Source organism: Kitasatospora sp. MMS16-BH015 (assembly GCF_002943525.1).
Lineage (GTDB): Bacteria > Actinomycetota > Actinomycetes > Streptomycetales > Streptomycetaceae > Kitasatospora.
In genome coordinates, this window is record NZ_CP025394.1 from 8,470,151 (window position 1) to 8,491,493 (window position 21,343).

The 21,343-nt window shown below is 69.9% G+C and carries 19 protein-coding genes; 7 read left to right on the plus strand and 12 right to left on the minus strand.

The genetic code is table 11. The annotated features are described in order from the left end of the window. Positions 1 to 285 precede the first annotated feature (285 nt). The 3 genes from CFP65_RS36475 to CFP65_RS36485 form a co-directional block, all read right to left on the minus strand. Positions 286 to 627 (minus strand): helix-turn-helix transcriptional regulator, encoded by a 342-nt coding sequence (locus CFP65_RS36475; protein ID WP_174805681.1) that lies wholly within the window; start codon positions 625 to 627, stop codon positions 286 to 288. Between the two features lie 53 nt (positions 628 to 680). After that, positions 681 to 1,919 carry an IS256 family transposase gene (locus CFP65_RS36480; RefSeq protein WP_104815543.1) on the minus strand — a complete coding sequence of 413 codons (1,239 nt, stop codon included), beginning with the start codon at positions 1,917 to 1,919 and terminating at the stop codon, positions 681 to 683. 78 nt (positions 1,920 to 1,997) lie between these two features. Beyond that, positions 1,998 to 2,435 carry a hypothetical protein gene (locus CFP65_RS36485; protein WP_254552754.1) on the minus strand — a complete coding sequence of 146 codons (438 nt, stop codon included), beginning with the start codon at positions 2,433 to 2,435 and terminating at the stop codon, positions 1,998 to 2,000. A gap of 211 nt (positions 2,436 to 2,646) precedes the next feature. Between CFP65_RS36485 and CFP65_RS36490 the strand changes: the two genes are divergently transcribed. Both CFP65_RS36490 and CFP65_RS36495 read left to right on the plus strand, forming a co-directional pair. Then, complete coding sequence (locus tag CFP65_RS36490) at positions 2,647 to 3,195, plus strand: GNAT family N-acetyltransferase (RefSeq protein WP_104820191.1); 549 nt, start codon at positions 2,647 to 2,649, stop codon at positions 3,193 to 3,195. A gap of 132 nt (positions 3,196 to 3,327) precedes the next feature. Next, positions 3,328 to 4,275 (plus strand): IS5 family transposase, encoded by a 948-nt coding sequence (locus tag CFP65_RS36495; protein ID WP_254552755.1) that lies wholly within the window; start codon positions 3,328 to 3,330, stop codon positions 4,273 to 4,275. On the opposite strand, the gene CFP65_RS36500 is transcribed toward CFP65_RS36495, so the two are convergent. Continuing rightward, positions 4,232 to 4,765, minus strand: a complete 534-nt coding sequence (locus CFP65_RS36500) for a hypothetical protein (protein ID WP_104820192.1) — start codon at positions 4,763 to 4,765, stop codon at positions 4,232 to 4,234. The genes CFP65_RS36495 and CFP65_RS36500 overlap by 44 nt on opposite strands. Before the next feature lie 301 nt (positions 4,766 to 5,066). Between CFP65_RS36500 and CFP65_RS36505 the strand changes: the two genes are divergently transcribed. Then, entirely contained in the window at positions 5,067 to 5,546 is a 480-nt protein-coding gene (locus CFP65_RS36505) for a hypothetical protein (RefSeq protein ID WP_104820193.1), read from the plus strand. Here CFP65_RS36505 and CFP65_RS36510 read toward each other — a convergent pair. Further along, on the minus strand, positions 5,543 to 6,328 hold the full coding sequence (locus CFP65_RS36510; RefSeq protein WP_254552756.1) for a S1 RNA-binding domain-containing protein: 786 nt from the start codon (positions 6,326 to 6,328) through the stop codon (positions 5,543 to 5,545). The two genes, CFP65_RS36505 and CFP65_RS36510, sit on opposite strands and share 4 nt — an antisense overlap. A gap of 294 nt (positions 6,329 to 6,622) precedes the next feature. Here CFP65_RS36510 and CFP65_RS36515 point away from each other — a divergent pair, with 294 nt between their 5' ends. From CFP65_RS36515 to CFP65_RS36530, 4 genes are all read left to right on the plus strand, one after another. Continuing rightward, the gene (locus CFP65_RS36515) at positions 6,623 to 7,438 is read left to right on the plus strand and encodes a phytanoyl-CoA dioxygenase family protein (protein WP_174805605.1); all 816 of its coding nucleotides are present in this window, start codon (positions 6,623 to 6,625) and stop codon (positions 7,436 to 7,438) included. After that, complete coding sequence (locus tag CFP65_RS36520; RefSeq protein WP_104820194.1) at positions 7,435 to 7,785, plus strand: hypothetical protein; 351 nt, start codon at positions 7,435 to 7,437, stop codon at positions 7,783 to 7,785. Before CFP65_RS36515 ends, CFP65_RS36520 begins: the two co-directional genes overlap by 4 nt. A 240-nt stretch (positions 7,786 to 8,025) precedes the next feature. Next, on the plus strand, positions 8,026 to 9,549 hold the full coding sequence (locus CFP65_RS36525; RefSeq protein WP_104820195.1) for an arabinofuranosidase catalytic domain-containing protein: 1,524 nt from the start codon (positions 8,026 to 8,028) through the stop codon (positions 9,547 to 9,549). Between the two features lie 89 nt (positions 9,550 to 9,638). Next, positions 9,639 to 12,041, plus strand: coding sequence for a ricin-type beta-trefoil lectin domain protein (locus CFP65_RS36530; protein WP_158702553.1), 2,403 nt, complete (start codon positions 9,639 to 9,641; stop codon positions 12,039 to 12,041). A gap of 72 nt (positions 12,042 to 12,113) precedes the next feature. On the opposite strand, the gene CFP65_RS36535 is transcribed toward CFP65_RS36530, so the two are convergent. The 7 genes from CFP65_RS36535 to CFP65_RS36565 form a co-directional block, all read right to left on the minus strand. Further along, positions 12,114 to 13,454, minus strand: coding sequence for a ricin-type beta-trefoil lectin domain protein (locus tag CFP65_RS36535; RefSeq protein WP_104820196.1), 1,341 nt, complete (start codon positions 13,452 to 13,454; stop codon positions 12,114 to 12,116). Between the two features lie 102 nt (positions 13,455 to 13,556). Then, on the minus strand, positions 13,557 to 15,125 hold the full coding sequence (locus CFP65_RS36540) for an alpha-L-arabinofuranosidase B (protein ID WP_104821383.1): 1,569 nt from the start codon (positions 15,123 to 15,125) through the stop codon (positions 13,557 to 13,559). Between the two features lie 154 nt (positions 15,126 to 15,279). Then, positions 15,280 to 16,284, minus strand: a complete 1,005-nt coding sequence (locus tag CFP65_RS36545) for a LacI family DNA-binding transcriptional regulator (RefSeq protein ID WP_104820197.1) — start codon at positions 16,282 to 16,284, stop codon at positions 15,280 to 15,282. 121 nt (positions 16,285 to 16,405) lie between these two features. Further along, a complete protein-coding gene (locus tag CFP65_RS36550; RefSeq protein ID WP_104820198.1) occupies positions 16,406 to 17,860 on the minus strand; it encodes a glycoside hydrolase family 1 protein in 1,455 nt (484 codons plus the stop codon). A 61-nt stretch (positions 17,861 to 17,921) separates the two neighbouring features. Next, on the minus strand, positions 17,922 to 18,863 hold the full coding sequence (locus CFP65_RS36555) for a carbohydrate ABC transporter permease (RefSeq protein ID WP_104820199.1): 942 nt from the start codon (positions 18,861 to 18,863) through the stop codon (positions 17,922 to 17,924). Beyond that, a complete protein-coding gene (locus CFP65_RS36560) occupies positions 18,860 to 19,837 on the minus strand; it encodes a carbohydrate ABC transporter permease (protein WP_104820200.1) in 978 nt (325 codons plus the stop codon). Before CFP65_RS36560 ends, CFP65_RS36555 begins: the two co-directional genes overlap by 4 nt. A gap of 70 nt (positions 19,838 to 19,907) precedes the next feature. After that, positions 19,908 to 21,227, minus strand: a complete 1,320-nt coding sequence (locus tag CFP65_RS36565; RefSeq protein ID WP_104820201.1) for an extracellular solute-binding protein — start codon at positions 21,225 to 21,227, stop codon at positions 19,908 to 19,910. Between the last annotated feature and the right edge of the window lie 116 nt (positions 21,228 to 21,343).

Here is a 21,343-nt window from a genome sequence, read left to right on the forward strand (position 1 = left end):
CACGCCCGCATTCGCCGCAGCAAGGCAGAGCGATGTTCTGGGCGCCGGCTTCGTTCAGGGCCATCAGCAGCTTGGCGAGGCAGAACGGAGCCGGCGGGCGGCCGGTCCGCAGCAGCGACGGGTCGTCCCGCAGGGCCAGTGCCAGGCTGCGGCGGCCGGCCCGTCCGCGTACGACTGCGCAGACGATTTGGCGGACCCGTTCGGCATCCAGGTGCCGCTCGACGTTCCCAACCAGCCGCACGACCAGGCCGACCGGATCCACCAGAGCCTCGTCGAGGGCGTCGGTCACTGGTCCACCGGGGCGATCCTGGCCCGCTTGGGCCGCAGTTCGCCGATGCTCTCGGCAGCTGTGCCGCCAGCGGCGGCCTTCTTCGGCCTCTGCGCGGCGCCGGCCGCGGCGACGGGTTCGATCAGGTCGTCCATCGTGCAGTCCAGGATGTCCAAAAGGGCCATCAGGATCTTCAGGCTGAGGCGCTCGGGGCGCTCGACGACGAGCCGGTAGACCTGGCTGGAGGACAGGTTGATGCCGCGCTGGGCCAGCGACGGCAGGAGGTCAGTGGTGGAGAACATGCCGTGGTCCGCCATCAGGTGACGCAGGTGCCAGCGGTAGTCGAGCTTGGCGGCCAGGTCACGTCCGCTGGGGTGGTGTATCGCTGGCCACTCGGTGATCCGGCTTTAGGCTATGCGGTGAGTGCGGTCGGGGCGGCCTCGTCGGGGGTTTCTCCCTCGATCGGGTGGAGGCGGCAGCGGCCGAGGATCTCTGAGCCGATGTAGCGGCGCTGTTCGGCCCATTCGTCGCTCTGCTCGGCCAGGACCGCGCCGATCAGACGGACGATCGAGGCGCGGTCGGGGAAGATCCCGACGACGTCGGTGCGGCGCCGGATCTCCTTGTTCAGCCGTTCCTGCGGGTTGTTCGACCAGATCGACTTCCAGACCGTGCGCGGGAACACGGCGAAGGCCAGCAGGTCCTCGCGGGCATGCTCCAAGTGCTCCGCAGCCTTGGGGAATCGCTCGTCGAGAGCGGCGATAACGGAGGCCATCTGCTGACGCACGGCCTTCGCGTCAGGCTGTTCGAAGACGGTCCGCAGCAGGGTCGCGACCCAGGGCTGGGCCGACTTCGGGACCTGCGAGAGCAGATTTCGCGCGTAATGCGTCCGGCACCTCTGCCACGCGGCCCCGGGCAGGGTCGCACCGACCGCGTCCACCAGGCCGCCGTGGGCGTCGGAGACGACGAGCTGGACACCTCCCAGGCCGCGGGCGACCAGCGACCGCAGGAAGGCAAGCCAGCCGGCGCCGTCCTCGCTGGTGGCGACGTCCAGGCCGAGGACCTCACGCTGTCCCTCGTTGTTGACGCCGACCGCGACCAGGCAGTGCACGTTGACCACACGGCCGCCCTCGCGGACCTTCTGCGTGAGCGCGTCGACCCACACGAACGTGTAGGGGCCCTGGTCGAGGGGGCGGTTGCGGAACTCGGCCACCCGCTCGTCCAGATGCTTGGCCATCTCGCTGACCTGGGACTTCGACAGCTGGGTGACGCCCATGGTCTCGGCAAGCTTCTCCACCCGGCGGGTCGACACCCCGAGCAGGTAGCAGGTCGCGACCACCGAGATCAGGGCCTGCTCGGCCCGGCGCCGGCGCTCCAGCAGCCAGGACGGGAAGTACGAGCCCGAGCGGACGCGCGGGATCGCCAGGTCGACCGTGCCGACACGGGTGTCCCAGTCCCGGTTGCGGTATCCGTTGCGGGAGTTGACCCGGTCCTCGCCCGGGCGGCCGTACTCGCCGCCGCAGACGCGGTCCACGTCCGCGGACATCATCGCCTCCGCGAACGTCTTCACCATCGCCCGCAACAAGTCGGGACTCGCCGAAGCGAGGTTCTCCTCCAGCAGGGCAGCAAAGGGCACACTGTCACGTGCGGTCATCGTGCAGATCTCCTTCAAGAGCTTGGTCGTTCTCGAAGGATCAGCCGGTGGCCGTTTCACGTTCCCGGGCGACACCCACTACCGGGACGAAACCCCCGAAACGGATGGAACCCGTACACCACTTCTCTGGACGCAACCGGCGGCCATCATCGGTCCTTCCCGGTCGGCGCCTCGTCGAACGCCGGAATGTGTGACATATGAATGTCTGAGGGAATGGGGAACCAGAGCCTTGGGGAGCTTAAGGGCGTCGCGGTAGGCGACGAACCGGGCGTTGATCTCGGAGGGCTTGACGCGGCCGCCGCGTTCGGTCACCCACAGTGCAGGGTGGTCCTCGCAGCCGAAGCGTGGGCGGACGTTCTCCACGTAGTCCTGGGCGGCGTCCACTGCCCAGTCCATGACCGACAGCACGTTCCGGCGTCGCGGCGGCTGCCCCCGTTTCGCCTTGCCGTAGCGCACGTTGAGCGTTCCGTACCGGCCGAACTGACGTGCCTTCGGATTGCGTCCGAAGTCGACCACGTCCAGCGTTGAGTGCGTTAGTGGCTGTTGTCGTTCGGATCTTGAGGGGCGCTGGTCGAACGGAGTCTCGGCCGAGGTGCCACAGCAAGACGGCTCTGGCAGCCGGATTGTCACGCTCTCGGAGCACGCGGGGAGTTTTGGGGAGCGACGAGTGCGGAGCGTGGTCGAATACCTGAGTGCGGTCGGGCGTGGATCCCGGCAGGATGGGCGGATGGAGCAACCTCTTGATGTGCCCGAACTCGCTGCGGGTGAAGGTTTCACACTGCGACCGTGGCGGTTGTCGGACCTTGACCTCGTCCGTGAAGCGGCAGAGGACGATCACATTCCGTTGATCACGACGGTGCCTTCGCTGTTCTCCGACGCGGAGGGCGTCGCGTTCGTCGAGCGGCAGTGGGAGCGGGCCACCACCAGGGCTGGGTACTCGTTCGTCATCGTCAATCCTGCCGGTGAGCCGGTCGGCAACATGGGGCTGTGGCTCAAGGACCTGGGGCAGGGCCGCGCGTCACTTGGCTACTGGGTCGTCAAGTCAGCCCGAGGTCGGGGTGCTGCCGGGATCGCGCTCGAGGCAGTTGCCGGCTGGGCTCGGCGGGAACTGCGCATTCCCCGGCTGGAGCTCTATGTGGAGCCGTGGAACAGCGCTTCCATGCGGACCGCAGAGCGCGTCGGTTTCCAACGCGAGGGCCTGATGAGGAGCTGGCAGCAGGTCGGGGCCGAGCGTCGGGACATGTTCATGTACTCGCTGCTGAGCGACGGGCAGTGACGCCCCTGGTCCAGCCGTCGCATCGGCGGGACCAGGGTGATCGGTGAGGGCAAGCGTGCCGGGCGTGAGTCTCGATCGGGTGGTTGTGACGGGCGCTGTGCATGAGAGCAGACGCCTCAGGTAGCTCGGAGGGTGTCGAAGTCAATCTTCCGGGAGGCCCTGTTGCCGCATTCCTACGGCGGCGCCGCGGCGGGGTCCAGTTCGGCCACCCTGGCGTGTGACTGTCTGGCTCACCGATTCGGGAACGCCGGCGACCACGGGATGCGCGAACGCCGCTACCCGACCGACATGTCCAACGTCGAGTGGGCGCTGGCACGGCCGTTGCTGCCCGTGCCGGGTTGGCTACGCGGCCGGGGCGGCCAGCCTGAAGCCTACTGCCACCGAGCGATATTGGACGCGATCCGCTACCTGGTCGACAACGGCACGAAGTGGAGGGCCATCCCGGGCGACTTCCCGCCGTGGGATCGGGTCTACGCGTTCTTCCGGCGCTGGCGCGACCACGGCCTGGTCCGAGAGTTCCACGATCGGCTCCGCCGCCGAGTGCGCGAGCAGGCCGGGCGGGATCCGGAGCCGAGCGCGGGCGTGATCGACTCCCAGTCGGTCAAGGCCGACGCCGTCGTCGGCGCAGACAGCCGCGGCTTCGACGGCGGCAAGTTGATCAATGGCCGCAAGCGGCACGTCGTGGTCGACACCCTCGGCCTGCTGCTCGCGGTGATGGTCACCGCCGCGGACGTCGGCGACCGAGCCGCCGCCCAGAAGCTGCTCGCCCAGGTCGCGGCCGCGCACCACTGGCTGGCCCTGGTCTGGGCCGACGGCGGCTATACCGGCAGCCTCGTCGAGTACAGCCTCGCGGTCCTCTCCGTAGTCCTCGCAATCGTCAGGCGCAGCGACGACATGCGCGGTTTCGTGGTGCTGCCGAAGAGGTGGATCGTGGAGAGGTGCTTCGCTCACTTGATGCGAAGCCGCCGCCTCGTGCGCGACTTCGAGCGCTCCACCGGCAGCGCGGAGGCGATGGTCTACTGGTCGATGACGACGCTCATGACCCGGCGCCTTGCCCAGCCACGTCCTTCGCGAGCGTGAACTTGCCCGGCGCCGACTCGACCAGCCAGCCCCGGGCCACCAGCCGCTTCGCCTTCGACCGCAAGGCTTCCACCTTCCCCGGCACCGGGTCCAGGCCGAAGCAGGCCGCCATCTCCTGGCATGTCAGCGGGCCTTGACCGAGCCGGTTGCGGTCCGCGAGGGCTTGCAGGATGCGTTGGTAGTCCACCGACAGCGCCGACCAGGACAGTCCTGCGCGCCGCATCGGCACCGCGGACTTCGGCTTCGCCGCACCCGCCGACTCGGAGCGAACCGGCTGCCCGTCGGAATGGCGCTGGTTCTCGGACGCGGAGGCGTCGTCATCCGGGCTCAGCACCTCGCCGACGCGCGAGCGGGCGATGACCCACTCCTTCCACTCCCGCTCGGCCACATCCAGCTCGGCGTGGATGCGGTCGACCTCCTCCCGCAGCGCGTCCACCCGACGGCGAGCAGTGAGCTCACGCTGTTCCAGCAGTCCGACGACCGACGGCATCCCCGACCTCCACGCGAGTGACAACACGACACGTCACCACTCCCACGGGGCCGCTGGCCCTATACCTGACCAGCGGAAACACAGCTATCACGGCCGGAAAGACAACAACTACTCAAGCTGTCCAGGTCAGCGGGGGAACCTCAAACGCTGGTATCAGGAGCATCTCGCACCGCTCCAGATCGACGCGGAAGCTAAGTCCGTACGCCGTCTCGCGGCCGTCCTCCTTGTCCAACAGGCTTCTGGCAGGGCGCAGGGTGATGCCGCAGACTTCCTCGGCATCAACCCTGCCGGAGGCCAGTTCGTGGCCACGGGCACGCTCCTGCGGTGGCTCAGAGATGGGCAGAATGCCTTCAACGCCGCTCTGCACGACCTGGCCGAGGAACTCGACCGCGCGACAGACCCCACCAACTACCAGCGCCGGCGCGAGGTGCTGCGAAGCTGGTCCCTGTCATCCGAGATCTGGAACGAGATCATCACCAGGCTTCCGCCCGTCCCAGGGCCCGTTCGCCCCAACCTGGACGACCGAGTACGCCAGGAAGCGTCCGCGTTCGTCTGGGCCTATGTCACCGGCGGCGAGCCGCTCTTCGCGCCACGGCACGTCGAAGCCGAACAGCCCCCGGAGGTTCGCCAAGTCTGGCGGGAGCGCCGGGCGAACACCTGGTTCCAGCTCTCCCGTCCCGACGCTCTGAACCACTACACGGCCCTACGCAGGCTCCTCTGTCAGCATGGCGATGCCCTTATCGAGAAGATCGAATCGGGCACCAGCACGCCCATCCGCTAGGTTCTGTCCGCTCCGCCGACGGCGCCCAGCCGCACCCGGTGACGCTGGAGGTCGACCTCGGCGACCTTCACCGTGATCAGCTGGCCCTCATCGACAAGCTGATCCGGAGTCTCGGTCGGCTCGTCAGTCAGCTCAGAGAGATGCAGGAACTCGACAACGTCAGGGGCAAGCTGCACGAACACGCCAAAGGGAACGATCTTGGTGATCGGCCCGGTGAGGATTCGGCTGGCCTGATCCGCGAACCGAATGAGTGGATCTTCCTGCAGAGCCTTCAAGGAGAGCGTGACCTGACCAGAGCGCGTCTCGGCGGTGATCACCTCAGCGGTGATCCGCTGGCCGGCTTCGACTGCCTCGGAGGGGTGGTTGATCCAGCCCCACGTCAGGTCCGGCACCCGAATGAAGCCGGTGCACAGGCCCTCGGGTTCGCCGTCGACGTGAACGAAGACCCCGAAGTTGTGAACCTCGGAGACCGTCCCGGTGACGACCTGCCCGCGTTCGAGCGCGAGGAGGAAGGACCGCAGGGCCGGGATCTCGCACGCCCTGGCGGAGAGGTGAAGCTGCCCTTCGCGCCAACGCCCGATTTCTTCGGCATCGATCTCCTGGCCGACCTCAAACAGCGCGGATGGATGCTCGATCCGACGCATCGACGCTTCATGCAGAGGAATCCGACCGATCTCGGTCGCTTCTCCTTCGGCATCCACGAGCTGCACCAGGATGTCCGCTCCGTCGAATCCGATGACCTTCACCGTTCTCACAACCCCCGGCCGGAGCTGGTTGATCAAGGACTGCAGGCGAGGGTCAGGGGTTGGCTCGGACATGGAGGTGAGCCTAGTCGGGGCCAACCGCAGACGACAGATTCCGTGCTGACACGACAGCTAGCCTGCTGAGTCACAGCGGCAACTGACCGGCCTTCGGGACAGATGGCTTCAGTGACGCCGGCAGGTGACAACTATCGTGCTTCGGCACACGGTGCCCCGGGTGCCGGCTGCGGCGGGACGGCGGATGGTGAGAATCGACCAGTGGATGGCGAACCGGACCCACTCGCGCGGCGGCGCCCCAGGTCTAGCGTCGGGGCCATGGACGATGAACGGATTCTGCTCGACTCAGTCCGGATGGCCCGGTTCGTGGCCCGTGGATCGCTCCGGCTGGACGCGGTGGTGCCGGCCGAGCTGAACGCCGAGGCGTTGGCGGTGCTGCCGCGGGGGGTGCCGTCGGCCCCGTACGGGACGCCTCTGTCGCAGGCGTACGCCCCGGACTCGTTCACCGCCAGGCTGCTGGCGGTGCCGCAGGTCGAAGGCGCACTGCGCAGCCTGGTCGGCCCCGAGCCGCTGGTGGACCACCACGCCGTGCACGTGCGCGAGCCCCGGGGCGGGGAGGCGCAGCCGCTGCACGCGGACGCCATCATCGACGTCCGGCCGGACGCCTTCGACGTACAGCTGATGTACTACCCGCACGAGGTGACGCTGGAGATGGGCGGCACCCTCAGCGTGCCCGGCAGCCACCTGCGCCGGATCAACGAGACGGACACCGGCCGCTACCAGAACCTGCGCGGGCAGGACCGGCTGGTCTGCCCGGCCGGGACGGTGGTGTTCCTGCACCACGGCCTCTGGCACGGCGGTCGCCGCAACGACAGCGGCACGACCCGCTACATGTACAAGATCCGCTTCAATCCGACGGTCCGTCAGCGACTGCTGTGGGACACCTCGGACCTGGACGACCCGCGGGTGGTTGCCGAACTGGACGTCGGGTTCCCCTGGTACGAACAGGCCACCGGGCGGCTGGAGCGCTACAACCGCACCTTGTTGTGGCGGGAGCTGACCGGCGATCCCGACTTCGACCTCGACAACTGGGTGACCAGGGTCTCCAACCGGCCCCAGGGGGTGACGGCATGACGGCCGACCCGGCAACCGTCCCCGCGTCTGCCCCCGCTCGCGATTCCGTGCTCCGGCAGCGGGTGCTGGTGCTGTACCTGCTCACCTCCGCGCTGGACTCGGAGGTGCTCGGCTGGTCGCAGTACGACGGCACCGGCCGCACCTCGCCGACCACCGGCGACGGTGCGGAGCCGCCCTACTCGACCGGGCTCGACGCCCTCAAGGACGGCTGGCGGCTGATCCAGGCCGCCCAGCTGCTTCCGCCCCACCCGGGGCACGAGTACGAAGTCTCCTTCCTCAAGCACGAGTTCTTCTTCGAGCGGATCGAGCGGATCGACCAGGTCGAGAGGCCCCCGGCCGGGGAGTGAGGGAGTGCGGGGTGGCCGACCGCCGGGGCGGGGCCTCGGCGGCCGGCGGCTTGGGTTGCACAACTCTTGAAGTACGGGCGACATATGTGTCAGTCTCATTTCGCTCTGTTAACGCTAACAGTCAACTCCCGGCTGCGGACATCGGAGTTGACCAGCGATTCCGTGGCCGCCGCGCCGCGAATGAGACCGATTCATCCGGTCATGAGTTGTCAGACCAAGCCCGGATTCAAGGAGGCTCCGATGCACCACCGCACGCCCTCCGCCGCTCCCGGCTCACGCCTGAGCAGGCCGGCCGCCGTGTTGCTCCTGGTCCTCGCGCTGGCGACGGCACTGCTCGGCGGCCCGGCCGTCGCGAGCGGGGCCGTCGCGGGGGCGGGCCCCGCCGCTACCCGCCCAGCCGCCGTGGCCCCGCTGCCCTGCGACCTCTACGCGAGCGGCGGTGCGCCCTGCATCGCCGCCCATGCCACCACCCGGGCGCTGTTCGCGGGGTACAACGGCCCGCTGTACCAGGTCCAGCGCGGCTCCGACCACGCCTACAAGGACGTGGGCCTGCTCACGGTCGGCGGCTACGCCGACGCCTCGGTCCAGACCTCGTTCTGCGCCGGTACGTCCTGCACGATCACCAAGATCTACGACCAGACCAGTCACCACAACGACCTGTCCATCTCGTGGGGCGGCTACTGGAAGGGCCCGGGCCCGAACGGCGCCGACGTCGGTGCCGACGCCTCGGCGCTGCCCGTCACGGCCGGCGGGCACCAGGTGTTCGGTGTGAAGGTCACGCAAGGCGTGGGCTACCGCATCGACCACGCCGACGGCGCCCCCACCGGCTCCCAGCCCGAGGGCATCTACCTGGTGACCTCCTCGGACTTCACCAACCAGTGGTGCTGCTTCGACTACGGGAGCGGCGAGAACAGCCACACCGACACCGGCAACGCCACCATGAACGCCATCTACTGGGGCAACGCCTGCTGGTTCGGCGGCTGCACCGGTACCGGCCCGTGGGTCGAGGCCGACCTGGAGAACGGCATGTTCCACACCGGCAGCGGCTCCAACAAGGACCCCGGCAACCAGGGCGTCCACTTCCCGTTCGTCAGCGCGATGGAGAAGAACAACGGGACCAGCAACTTCACGCTGAAGTACGGGAACGCCGCGAGCGGCGGGCTCACCACCCCCTACTCCGGTGCCCTGCCGGGTGGTTACTCGCCGATGAAGACCGACAGCTCCCTGCTGCTCGGCACCGGCGGCGACAACAGCGTCTCCGGCCAGGGCGAGTTCTTCGAGGGCGCGATCACGGCGGGCTTCCCCACGGACGCCACCGAGAACTCGGTGCAGGCGAGCATCACCTCGGCCGGGTACGGCAGTTCGGGATCCGGAGGCACCGCCGCCCCGCTGCGCAGCAGCAGCGCCAACCGCTGCCTGGACGTCCCGAACCTCAGCCAGACCAACGGCACCCAGACCCAGCTGTGGGACTGCAGCGGTGGCACCAACCAGCAGTGGACGCCCACCGCCGCCAAGGAGTTGCGGGTCTACGGCGGCAAGTGCCTGGACGCCGAGGCCAAGGGCACGGCGAACGGCACCAAGGCGATCATCTGGGACTGCAACGGCCAGACCAACCAGCAGTGGAACCTCAACGCCGACGGCACCGTCACCAGCGTGCAGTCGGGCCTCTGCCTGGACGTCAGCGCCTACGGCACCGCGAACGGCACCCTGATCCAGCTCTGGCAGTGCACCGGTGCCGGCAACCAGAAGTGGTCCCGTAGTTGAGCTGAGCAGCCGAGAGCAGCCGAGAGCAGCCGAGCACTCGAGCAGCGTCTCCACCCTGGCCCACCCCCGTGCGAGGAGAGAGCGACCCCGTGAAACCACCCACCCACCGCAGCACCCCGGCCTCCGGCCGCCTCACCCGAGGGGCCCTCGTCGCGGCCCTGGCCGTCGCCGGCTTCGCGGCCGCGCCCGTCGCGGCCTCGCAGGCGGCCACCACGACCACCCTGTTCGTCTCGCCGACCGGCAGTGGCACCGCCTGCTCCGCCTCGGCCCCCTGTTCGCTGGCCCAGGCGAAGAGCTCCGTGGAGGCCGTCAACGGCAGCATGACCGGCGACATCTCCGTCCAACTGGCTGGCGGCACCTATCGGTTGACCGCTCCACTCAGGCTCGGCAGCGCGGACTCCGGCAGCAACGGCCACCAGGTGGTCTGGCAGGCTGCCCCCGGGGCCAACCCGGTGCTGTCCGGCGGCCAGCAGGTGATCGGCTGGACCTTGAAGGACGCCACGAACAACATCTACGCGGCGACCGTCCCCACCGGCACCGACTCACGGCAGCTGTACGTCGACGGAATGCTGGCGCCACGGGCCGCGATCACCGTCTCGCGGAACGACGTGAACATCACCGCCGCCGGGTTGACCATCGTCAACCCGGCGCTGAACTACCTCGCTTCGCTGCCGCAGCAGAACCGGATCGAGCTGGAGAGCCAGAACTCCTTCACCGACCGCTTCGCCCCGGTGCAGTCGATCAGCGGCACCACCGTCACCATGCAGCAGCCGGCCTGGAACAACAACAACTGGGGCTACGACACCCTGTTCAAGCCGTTCGCCGGCGGTTCGCTGCAACTGGAGAACTCCTACGCCTTCCTGAACACCGCGGGGCAGTGGTACCTGGACCCGTCGGCGGGCCAGCTGTACTACAAGGCCCCGGCGGGCTGGCAGGCCGGGGCGCACGACATCGAACTGCCCCGGCTGACCTCGCTGGTGCAGATCGGCGGCAGCAGTTACAGCAGCCCCGCGCACGACATCACCTTCCAGGGCATCGGCTTCAGCCACACCACCTGGCTGCAGCCGGGGACGAACACCGGCTACGCCGACCAGCAGAGCGGGGCGTTCCTGGGGAGCGCCTTCACCCAGCCCGCCGACTTCATGACCTCCTGCCAGTCGGGGTGCCAGCTCTTCGAGGCGACCCGCAACGGCTGGAGCCAGGTGCCGGCCGCGGTGCAGGTCTCGGCGGCCTCGGCCATCACCTTCGCCGGGAACACCTTCGCGCACCTGGGCCAGGTGGGTCTCGGCATCGGCAACGACGCCGACGCGCACGCCACGGGCGTCGGGCTCGGCGCGTCCGGCATCACGGTCTCGGGCAACACCTTCACCGACGACTCCGGCGCGGGCATCGTGGTCGGTGGCGTGCGGCCCGACGCCCACCACCCCTCCGACGCGGCGATGACGAACCAGAACATCACCATCCAGTCGAACCGGATCAGCGATGTCGCCAAGGACTACAAGGACATGGCCGGGATCCTCTCGACCTACGTCACGCACGCCGTGATCACCCACAACGAGGTGTCCGACCTCGCCTACGACGGCATCGACGTCGGCTGGGGCTGGGGCGCCAACGACGCGGGCGGCAGCCAGGACTACCGCAACCGGGGCCTCTACAACTACCAGCCCGTCTACACCACGGCGACGACCCTGAAGAACACCGTCATCAGCTACAACAAGGTGCACGGCACCAAGAAGGTGTTCCACGACGGCGGCAGCATCTACACGCTGTCCGCCGACCCGGGGACGAGCATCGACCACAACTACGTCTACGACAACAGGAACACCGTCGGCCTCTACCTCGACGAGGGATCCCGGTCCGAGGCCCTGAGCAGCAACGTGGTCCAGGACTCCGGCGTGTGGGCGTTCACCAACGCGAGCGGGAGCAACAACACCAACGACAACACTTTCTCCGGTAACTGGTACAACGGGGGCGCCACCCAGGTCGCCACCGGAGCACCGCACAACAACGTGCTCACCGGTAACGTCCAGGTCAGCGGCACCAGTTGGCCGTCCGGGGCGCAGCAGGTGATCGCCCAGGCGGGTGTCACGGGCGGCAGCACCGGGGCGGTGCACGCGGTCGGCGCCGGCAGGTGCCTGGACGTGCCGAACGGGTCGACCACGCTCGGGACCCAGACCGAGGTCTGGGACTGCAACGGCCAGGGCAACCAGACCTTCACCCGCACCGCGAACGGCGAGCTGACGGTCTACAGCGGCTCCGGCCTGCTCTGCCTGGACGCCTACGGCAAGGGCACCACCAACGGCACCAAGGTCGCGATCTGGAGCTGCAACGGGCAGACCAACCAGCAGTGGACCTTCAACGCCGACGGCACCGTCACCGGCGTCCAGTCCGGGCTCTGCCTGGACGTGGCCGGCGCCGCCACCGGCAACGGCACCCTGGTCCAACTCTGGTCCTGCACCGGCCAGTCCAACCAGCAGTGGACGCTCTCCTGAGGATTCCCGCCGGAGACTGACAAGCCTCGGGGCCGGTCCCAGCACCCGCTGGGACCGGCCCCGAGGCCTTGTTCAACTGCGCAGGGTCCACTTCTGGTTGCCGGCGCCCGAGCAGGCCCAGAGCTGGAGCTGCGTGCCGTTCGCCGTGCCCGTGCCGGTGGCGTCCAGGCAGAGGCCCGACTGCACGCCCCTGATCGAGCCGTCGGCGTTGAGGTTCCACTGCTGGTTGGTGCCGCCGTTGCAGTCCCAGATCACCACGGGGGTGCCGTCGACGGTGCCCTTGCCCGAGGCGTCCAGGCACTTGGTGCCGTAGACCGTGAGCTGCTTGCTCGCGGTGGCGGTCCACCGCTGGTTGGTCTGGCCGTTGCAGTCCCACAGCTGGGCCTGGGTGCCGTTGGTCTGGCTGCTGTTCGGGACGTCGGCGCAGCGGCCGGAGGCCTGGCCCACGATCTGCCGGCCGGCGGGCGGCGGGGGAGTGGTGCCGGAGCCGAACTGGCCGAAGAACTTCCAGACCTCACCGGAGGTCCAGGTGTGCCAGCCGTCGCAGGTGCACCCGTCGATCGGGCCGGGATCGTGGCCCGCCCCGTCGAAGGCGGCCCACACGACCGGGTAGCCGGACTTGCAGCCCGAGTAGGCGGTGACGGTGTGGGTCAGACTGCCGGACGCCGGCTCGGGCGGACTCTGCGGGGTGCAGCCGTTGTTCCGGACGAACTGGTCGCGCAGGGAGCGTCCGAGGGAGATCGGCAGGACGTCGTCCCGCAGGCCGTGCAGCCCCATGTACGCGATCGACTGGGTGCCGCCGTCGCATCCACTGAGGTTCGCGCCGGAGTACACCGCGACCGCGCGGAAGACCGTCGGACGGGCGCAGGCGAGCTCGTAGCTCATCGCACCGCCGTAGCTGAAACCGGCGGAGAAGAGCTGGGTGGTGTCGATGCACAGGCCGCCCTCGAGCTGCCGGGTCAGGTCGTCGATGAAAGTGACGTCCTGGCCGCCCGAGTTGGCCCAGCCGTTGTCGAAGCCCTGCGGCGCGACGAAGACGGTGCCGTTGTTGTCGGCGTCGGCCAGCTTCCGGAGCCCGTAGTAGGACCAGTTGTAGCCGTCGGTGCCGCCGGAGTCGACGTCGCTCGCGGTGCCGCCGCGCCAGTGGAGGCCGAAGACCAGCCGGTAGGCGCGGTTCTGGTCGTAGCCTGCGGGGACTCGCAGGATGTAGCTGCGGGTCTGGCCGCTGCTGGTGAGGGTGTGGGCGCCGCTCGCCAGCGGTGCCTTCCCGCAGCCGGCGGTGCCGGCCGCCGCTACGGCGGGACTGGCCGGAGCGGCGCCGGCGCGAGGGCCGGTGCCGAGCGCCATGGTGAGCGCGGTCGTGAGGACGACCAACGCGGTGAGGACGGGGGTGAGTCGGGACCTGCGTTTCATCGGCTCTGCCTTCGCTGTGGGTGGACAGGAGGTGAGGTGCCGGCCGGCGGGGCGTCCGCCGGCCGGCTGAAACGGGTGCGGAGAAAGGGTCCTGGCTGTCCGTCAGCTCCAGGGAGCCGCGGTGAGCCAGCTGGTGTCCTGGGCCCAGGAGGTGGTGGCGTCCCAGGCGTTGGCCCCGCCGTTGGCGGCGATGTAGGCCGTGTAGTTGTAGTGGCGGAGGTACTTGGTCGGGTAGTTGGCGGACTGGAAGGAGGTGCCGGTGCCGCTGTTGCCCGGGGCGGTGCAGAAGGTGGCGTCCTGGGCGAAGTTGCCGCCACCGTCGTCGGCTTGCAGGTGCAGCTGGAAGTTGTAGTGGCGCAGGAAGCGGCCGGGCTGGTTGGCGGATTCGAAGGTCAGGCAGGAGCTGTTGGCCAGCCCGGCGCGGACGATCCAGCTGGCGTCGGCCTTGTCGGTGGCCGAACTGGCCGCACTGATGGGCGAGATGACCACCTTGTCGTCGGCGTCGTCGTGCCGCAGGTAGTCGCCGGTGCAGCAGGGGGCGGTGGTGGCCTGGAGGGAGACCCGGGAGCCGGGGGTGAGCGAGCCGGTGCCGGTCGATCCGCCGGCGTAGCCGGCGGCGGTGATGTTGGCCTGGACGGCGTTCTCGGTGGCGTCCGAGGGGTAGCCGGAGGTCATGACGCCCTCGTAGAAGGTGCCGGCCGAGCCGTTGCTGTTGTCGCCGCCGATGCCGAGGATGATGGCGCCCTCCTTGTGCATCGGGTTGTAGCCGGAGGCGTTGGGGCGCACGCCGCTGTAGTCGGTGGCCAGGCCGCCCGACTGCGCGTTGCCGGAGCGGATCGCCCACTGGCCCGGGCCGCCCTTGACGGCGGCGGTGACGAACCGGTCGCCGATCGAGGGGTCGCCCGCGTTGAAGCGGGTGTTGGCGCCGGAGAAGAGGCCATTCTCCAGGTCGGCCATCACCCAGGGGCCGTTGCCGCTGCCGTAGCCCCAGACCTTGCTGTTGCCGAAGTAGATGGCCTCCATGTGACCGTTGCCGGTGTCGGTGCTGCTGGTCTCGGCGTTGCCGTAGTCGAAGCAGCAGCCGCCGTTGAAGTGCGTGCCGTCGAGGATCGCGTACATGCCCTCGGGCTGGTCGCCGGTGGCGATGCCGTTGGTGTGGTTGTTGCGGTAGCCGGTGCCGGGGGCCACGTACACGCCGTACGCCTTGTGCCCGCCGACGGTGACCGGCGCCTCGACGGCGTTGGCCAGGTTGTCGTTGCCGCCCGCGGCCGGGCCGGAGAAGGCGCCCTTGGGGGCCTGGGTGAGGTGGTTGCCCTTGCCTGACTGGTCGTAGAGGACGGTGATGACGCAGCTGGTGGCCGCGCAGAAGGCGTCCTGCTGCGCGGCGTCGGCGTATCCGCCGGTGCTGAGCAGGCCGATGTCCTTGGTCGCGCCGTCGGAGGCGCGCATGACCTGGTAGAGCGGGCCGTTGTAGGCCGCGTACAGGGCTCGGGTGGTGGAGTGCGCGGCGACGCACGGGGTGTTGCCCGCGGCGTAGATGTCGCACGGCGCCTGGGTGGCGGCCTGGGAGGTGCCGGCCGTGGCGGTGAGCAGGCCGGCGGCGAGCACGGCGGTGCTGCCGGTGGCGAGCAGCGCGCGGGCGGCACGGCGGAGCCAGGGGGGTTTGGTCATGAGGTTGTACCCCTTCACGTGGGTGGGCGTGAGGTGAGCGTCTGACAACTCCGGCGCTCTGCGCCTGGATTACTGTTAGCGTCAACAGAGTCTTGTTAGCGCTCACATGATGCAGAAGTGTCCATGGCAAGCCGGAGGGCGTCAAGGGATCCGGTCAGCCCGAGGCGCGGGGGACGAGCCGGGTGGGCAGTACGACGGACTCGCCGACGGCGGGCCCCTGGAGCAGTAACTCGATTGCGCAGGCGCCGAGTTCCTCGACCGGCTGGCGCACCGTGGTCAGCCCGGGTCGGGACCTGGCCGCCACCGGGGCGTCGTCGAAGCCGATCACCGCGACGTCCTCGGGCACCCGGAGTCCGCGCCGCCGCAGGGCTCGGAGCACACCGGCGGCCATCTGATCGGAGGCGACGAAAACCGCGTCCAGATCGGGGCGTTGGTCGAGCAGCCGGTGCATCGCGTGCTCGCCCGAGGCGCAGGTGAAGTCCCCGTACGCCACGGCCGGCCGGGCGGCCGGGCGGTGCTGCCGGACCGCCTGGAGGTAGCCGGCCAGCCGGTCCGCCCCGACGGCGGTGTCCGGCGGCCCCGCCACGGTGGCGATCGAGCGGCGGCCCGAAGCGCAGAGCCGCTGAACCGCGTCCCGGGCACCGCCCAGGTTGTCGGCGTCCACGAAGGCCACCACGCCGGGCTCCGGCGGACGGCCGAGGGAGACCACGGGCATCCGGGCCGCGTGCAGCAGCCGGGCGAGTGCGACGTCGCCCCACGGGCCGACCAGCAGCACGCCGTCGGCGTGACCGCCGCACAGGTAGCGCACCAGGGGCGGTCGACGCGAGCGTCTGGGCACCGTGAAGACCGCCAACTCCCGGTCCGCGCCGGGGAGGGCGCGCCGCAGGCCGGCGAGGAGGCGGACGTGGAAGGCGTCCACGTGGTACTGGAGCGGATCGGCGAAGACCACGACGGCCAGCACCCCGGTGTCCCGGGTGCTGGGGGCCCGGCGCCGGACGTACGCCAGATCGTGCGCCGCGCGCTCCACCCGGGCGGCCACCTCGGCGGAGACCCGGGCGGAGCGGTTCAGCACCCGGGAGGCGGTCGCCGTGGAGACGCCGGCGTGCCGGGCGACCTCGGCCAGGGTGGGGGCGGATTCGGTACGGGGGATCGACTGCATGCGGGCCGTCCTGGATCGGTCCATGACAGGGAGGGACTGCGCGTCGGCCGTCACCCGCATCGGGCCACCCGCAAGCTTGGGCCGCCCGGCGATCAGCGTCAAGACATCTGACGCGAACCGTTCACTCCGTTCCGGGCAGGGCGTTGCGCCGGATCACCTCCGCGTACCAGTGCGCGCTGTCCTTGGCGGTGCGCAGCTGGGTCGCGTAGTCCACGTGGTAGAGGCCGAACCGCTTGGCGTAGCCGTACGCCCACTCGAAGTTGTCCATCAGCGACCAGAGGAAGTAGCCCCGCACGTCCGCACCGGCGGTGATCGCCGCCCGGAGCGCGGCCAGGTGCGCGTGCAGGAAGGCGATCCGCTCGGCGTCGTGGACGGCGCCGTCCGGGGTCAGGGTGTCCTCGAAGGCCGCGCCGTTCTCGGTGACCAGCAGCGGCAGGCCGGGGTGCTCGCGGTGCAGGTCGAGCAGCAGATCGGTCAGGCCGGTGGGGTCGATCGGCCAGCCCATCTCCGTCACCTCGCCCGGAGCCTTGTGGAAGAGCACGCCCTCGCTGCCCGGCCAGGGCGACTGGGTGCCGTTGCCGTGGCCGTCGTCGCGCGAGCCGTCGGCCGCCGGGTCGTAGCCGGGCGGCAGGGCGGAGACCACGGTGGGGGTGTAGTAGTTGAGGCCCAGCAGGTCGACCGGCTGGGCGATCTCGGCGAGGTCGCCGTCCTGCACCAGCTGCTGCCAGTCGACCAGGTGGGCGGTGTCGGCCAGCAGGTCCTCCGGGTAACCGCCCTTCAGCATCGGCCCGGTGAAGACGCGGTTGCCCACCGCGTCGATCCGCCGGGCGGCCTCCTGGTCGGCGGCCGAGCCGCTGAGCGGGCGGACGGCGTGCAGGTTGAGCGAGGGGCCGATCCTGGCGTCGGCCGGCAGCACGGCGCGCAGCGCGGCGATCGCGCGGCCGTGGCCGAGGTTGAGGTGGTGGGCCGCCCGCAGCGAGTCGGCCCAGTCGGAGCGGCCCGGGGCGTGCACGCCGGAGCCGTAGCCCAGGAAGGCCGAGCACCAGGGCTCGTTGAGGGTGATCCAGGTCTTGACCCGGTCGCCGAGGGCCTCCGCCACCAGTGCGGTGTAGTCGGCGAAGCGGGCGGCGGTGTCGCGGGCCGGCCAGCCGCCCGCGTCCTCCAACTCCTGCGGCAGGTCCCAGTGGTAGAGCGTGACCACGGGGGAGATCCCCTGCTCGAGCAGTTCGTCGGTCAGCCGGCGGTAGAAGTCCAGGCCCCGCTCCACCGCCGGCCCGCGTCCGGTGGGCTGCACCCGGGGCCAGGAGACCGAGAACCGGTAGGCGTCCAGGCCGAGATCAGCCATCAGCCGGACGTCCTCGCGGTAGCGGTGGTAGTGGTCGGTGGCCCGGTCGCCGGTGTCGCCGCCGGCCGTCCGGCCCGGGGTGCGGCTGAAGGTGTCCCAGATCGAGGGCGTCCGGCCGCCGACGTCGACCGAGCCCTCGACCTGGTAGGCCGCCGTCGCGGCGCCCCAGACGAACCCGGTCGGGAAGGTGGCGGTGCGGGTGGGGGCCGATTCGGCCCGTACGGCTGTCATGCTGGCTTCTCCCTAACGAAGTATGTTGTCTGACGGTACGTCAGTACTGCATGGCGCCACGTCAGCTCTTGACGGCGCCGGCGGTGATGCCGCCGACGATGTGCTTGCCGAGCAGGGCGAACACCAGGAGCAGGGGTGCGGTGCCGAGCAGGGCGCCGGTGAGGATGACGGCCTGGTCGGAGTCGTAGGAGCCGCCGCCGAGGCCCGCCAGCGCCACCTGGACGGTGGGGTTGCTCTGGCTGAGCGCGATCAGCGGCCAGAAGAAGTCGTTCCAGGACTGCACGAAGACCAGCATCCCGAGCACGGCCATCCCGGGCCGGGCGATCGGCAGCACCACGCTGCGCAGGATCCGCAGGCTGCTCGCACCGTCCACCCGGGCGGCCTCGACGAGTTCGATCGGCAGCGCCTCGGCGAGGAACTGGCGCATGAAGAACACCCCGAAGGCGGCGACCAGGTTGGGCAGGATCACCGACTGGAGCTGGTCGGTCCAGTGCAGCTTCGCCATGACCTGGTAGAGCGGGATGACGCTCAGCTGCGCCGGGACGGTCATGGTGGCCACGACCAGGGTCAGCAGCGCCGACCGCCCCCGGAACGGCAGTTTGGCGAAGGCGAAGCCGGCCAGGGTGGCGAAGAGCACGGTGCTGACGGTGACGCAGCCGGCCACCACGGTGGAGTTGAGCAGGGCCTGGCCGAGGTGGACCTGGTTCCAGGCGATATCCAGGTTGTGCCAGAGGTTGCCGCCCGGCAGCAGCGGGGGCGGCGTCTGGGCGATCCGGGTGCTGGAGGTGGAGGCGCCGACCAGCGTCCAGTAGAGCGGGAAGAGCGAGACGAAGGCGACGAGGACCAGGATCGCGTAGGTGAGCGGTCCGGCGCCGTGCAGGCCGCGGGCTCCGGTGCGGGCCCGGGCCCGGGGGCGGGGGCGGTGGGCGGCGGTGGCCGGGCCGCTGGGGACGGCCGGGGTGGCTTGGGTGGCTGGGGTGGCTGGGGTGGCTGGGGTGGTCAACTTCCCTCCTTGGCACGGCGGTAGCGCGCGAACGCGAGGTTGACGGCGCCGATCGCCAGCAGGAGGAGCAGCATCGTCCAGGCGACGGCGGCGGCCCGGCCGAGGTGGAAGGAGTACCAGCCCTGGTCGTAGAGGTAGAGGCCGAGCGTCTGGTACTGGTGCGCGGAGCCGCCGCTGTGGCCGGTCGAGCCGCCGAACAGCAGCGGCTCGCCGAAGAGTTGGGTGGCGCCGATGGTGGAGACCAGGACGGTGAACAGCACGGTGGGGCGGATCGCGGGCACGGTGACGTGCCGGAACTGCTGCCACCGGCTCGCGCCGTCGAGCGCTGCGGCCTCGTAGAGATCGTGCGGGACGGCCTGCATGGCGGCCAGGTAGATCAGCGCGTTGTAGCCCGTCCAGCGCCAGGTGACGATGGTGGAGACGGCGATCTGGGAACTCCAGGTGCCGGCCTCCCAGTCGATGTGGCCGATGCCGACCTGGCCGAGCAGCCAGTTGATCATCCCGTAGTCGCGGCCGAAGAGCAGCGAGAAGACCAGGGTGGCCGCCGCGATGGAGGTCGCGTACGGGGCGAGCATCGCGATCCGGAGGAAGGTGCGGCCGCGCAGGCGGTAGTTGAGCAGGTGGGCCAGGCCCAGGGCCATCAGCAGCTGCGGCACGGTGGACATCACGCCGATGGTGAAGGTGTTGCGCAGGGCGTTCCAGAACAGGTCGTCGTGGAGCAGCCGGGTGTAGTTGCCGAAGCCCCGCCACTGGAGCTGGTCGGAGGTCTGCAGGTCGACGCTGTGCAGCGAGACCCAGGCGGTGTAGATCAGCGGGAAGAGGCCGAAGGCGGCGAAGCAGAGGAAGAACGGGGCGATGTAGGCGTAGGGCGAGCCCTTGACGTCCCACCGGTACAGGCGGGTCCGCCAGGGGTGGGGCGGGGGAGCGGGACGGGGGACACCGACGGTGGTGGCCGGTACGGCCTCGTCGAGCATGGGGTGGCCTCTCTCGGGAGCGGGCCCTGCCCGGGAAGTCCCGTGCAGGGCCGGGGCGTTGGCGCCGTGGTCAGCCGCTGACCTTGTCGTCGATCTCCTTGACGGCCGCGCTCCATGCCTTGGCCGGGTCGGTGTGGTGCTGCTCGATGCCGAGCAGGCCGTTGGAGAGCGCGTCCTTGACCATGGCGTCCCACTCGCCGATCACCGCGGGCTGGATGGAGCCGGCGGTGGCGGCGTAGATCTTGCCGGTCGGGGTGTCGGCGAAGTAGTCGAGCTTGGCGTCCTGCACCTCGGGCCGGCTCAGCGCGGCCGTGTTGGAGGGCAGGTTGCCGACCTTGGCGAAGACCTTGGCCTGCTGCTCGGGCGCGGTGAGCCAGGCGGCCAGCGCCTGGGCCTCCTTCTGGTGCTTGCCGGCCTTGGGCACGGCGAGGAAGGAGCCGCCCCAGTTGCCGGCCGCCGGCGGCGCGGCGATGTCCCACTTGCCCTTGTTGGCGTCCCCCGACTTGCCGGAGACGATGGCGGTCATCCAGGAGGGGCAGGCGACGGTGGCGAACTTGGAGTTGGCGTAGCCCTGGTTCCAGGGGGTGTCGAACTGCTTGAGCCCGGCGCTGATCCCGGACTGCGCGGCACTGACCGCCAGATCCCAGCCGGACTTGACCGCGGCGCTGGTCTTGTAGGCCAACTGTCCGCTGCTGTCGGCGTACTGGGTCGTGCTGGAGGAGACCACGGCGTTGAAGAGGCCGCTCGCGGAGTCGGTGAAGAAGGTGCCGGCGGGCGCTTTGGCCTGGTACTGCTTGCCGACCTCGACGAACTTGGCCCAGTCGCCCTGCCAGAGCTTGGCCACCTGGTCGCGGTCGGTGGGCAGCCCGGCCTGCTGGAAGAGGTCCTTCCGGTAGCAGACCGCCATCGGGCCGATGTCGGTGCCCAGGCCGATGGTCCGGCCGTCGGCGGTGGTGCCCTGCTGCCACTTCCAGGGCAGGAAGTCGCCCTGGTGGACGCCCTCGGCCTTGCCGAGGTCGGCGAACTTGTCCGCCTGCTTCTTCACCACCTGGGCGATCCGCCCGACCTCGATCGCCTGGAGGTCGTCCAGGCCGCTGCCGGCGGCCAGGTGGGTCTGGAGCGCGGGGTAGTAGTCGCCCTCCTGCTGGACGTTGTGCTCGACGATGGTGATGTCCGGGTGGGCCTGCTGGTAGGCGTCGAACAGGCCGGCTTCCTTGTAGCCGAAGGTGCCGAAGTCACCGACGGTCAGCGTGATCTTGCCGCCCGCGGCGGTGTCGCCGGGGGCGCTGGAGCCCGAGCTGCTGCACCCGCTGACCAGCAGGGCGCTCAGAGCCAGGGCCGCAGCTGTGGTCAGGGCGCTTCTGCCCGGGGTGGTGCCGGAGTTCCGCATGGCCGAATCTCTCCTCGTCCAGGGTGGTTCGTGAATGCGCCGCACTGGGCGGCCGGCTGTGCTGCGAAGTGAAGAGCGTGGAGTGGGGGTGGGAATTTCGGTGGCGCTCGGAATTT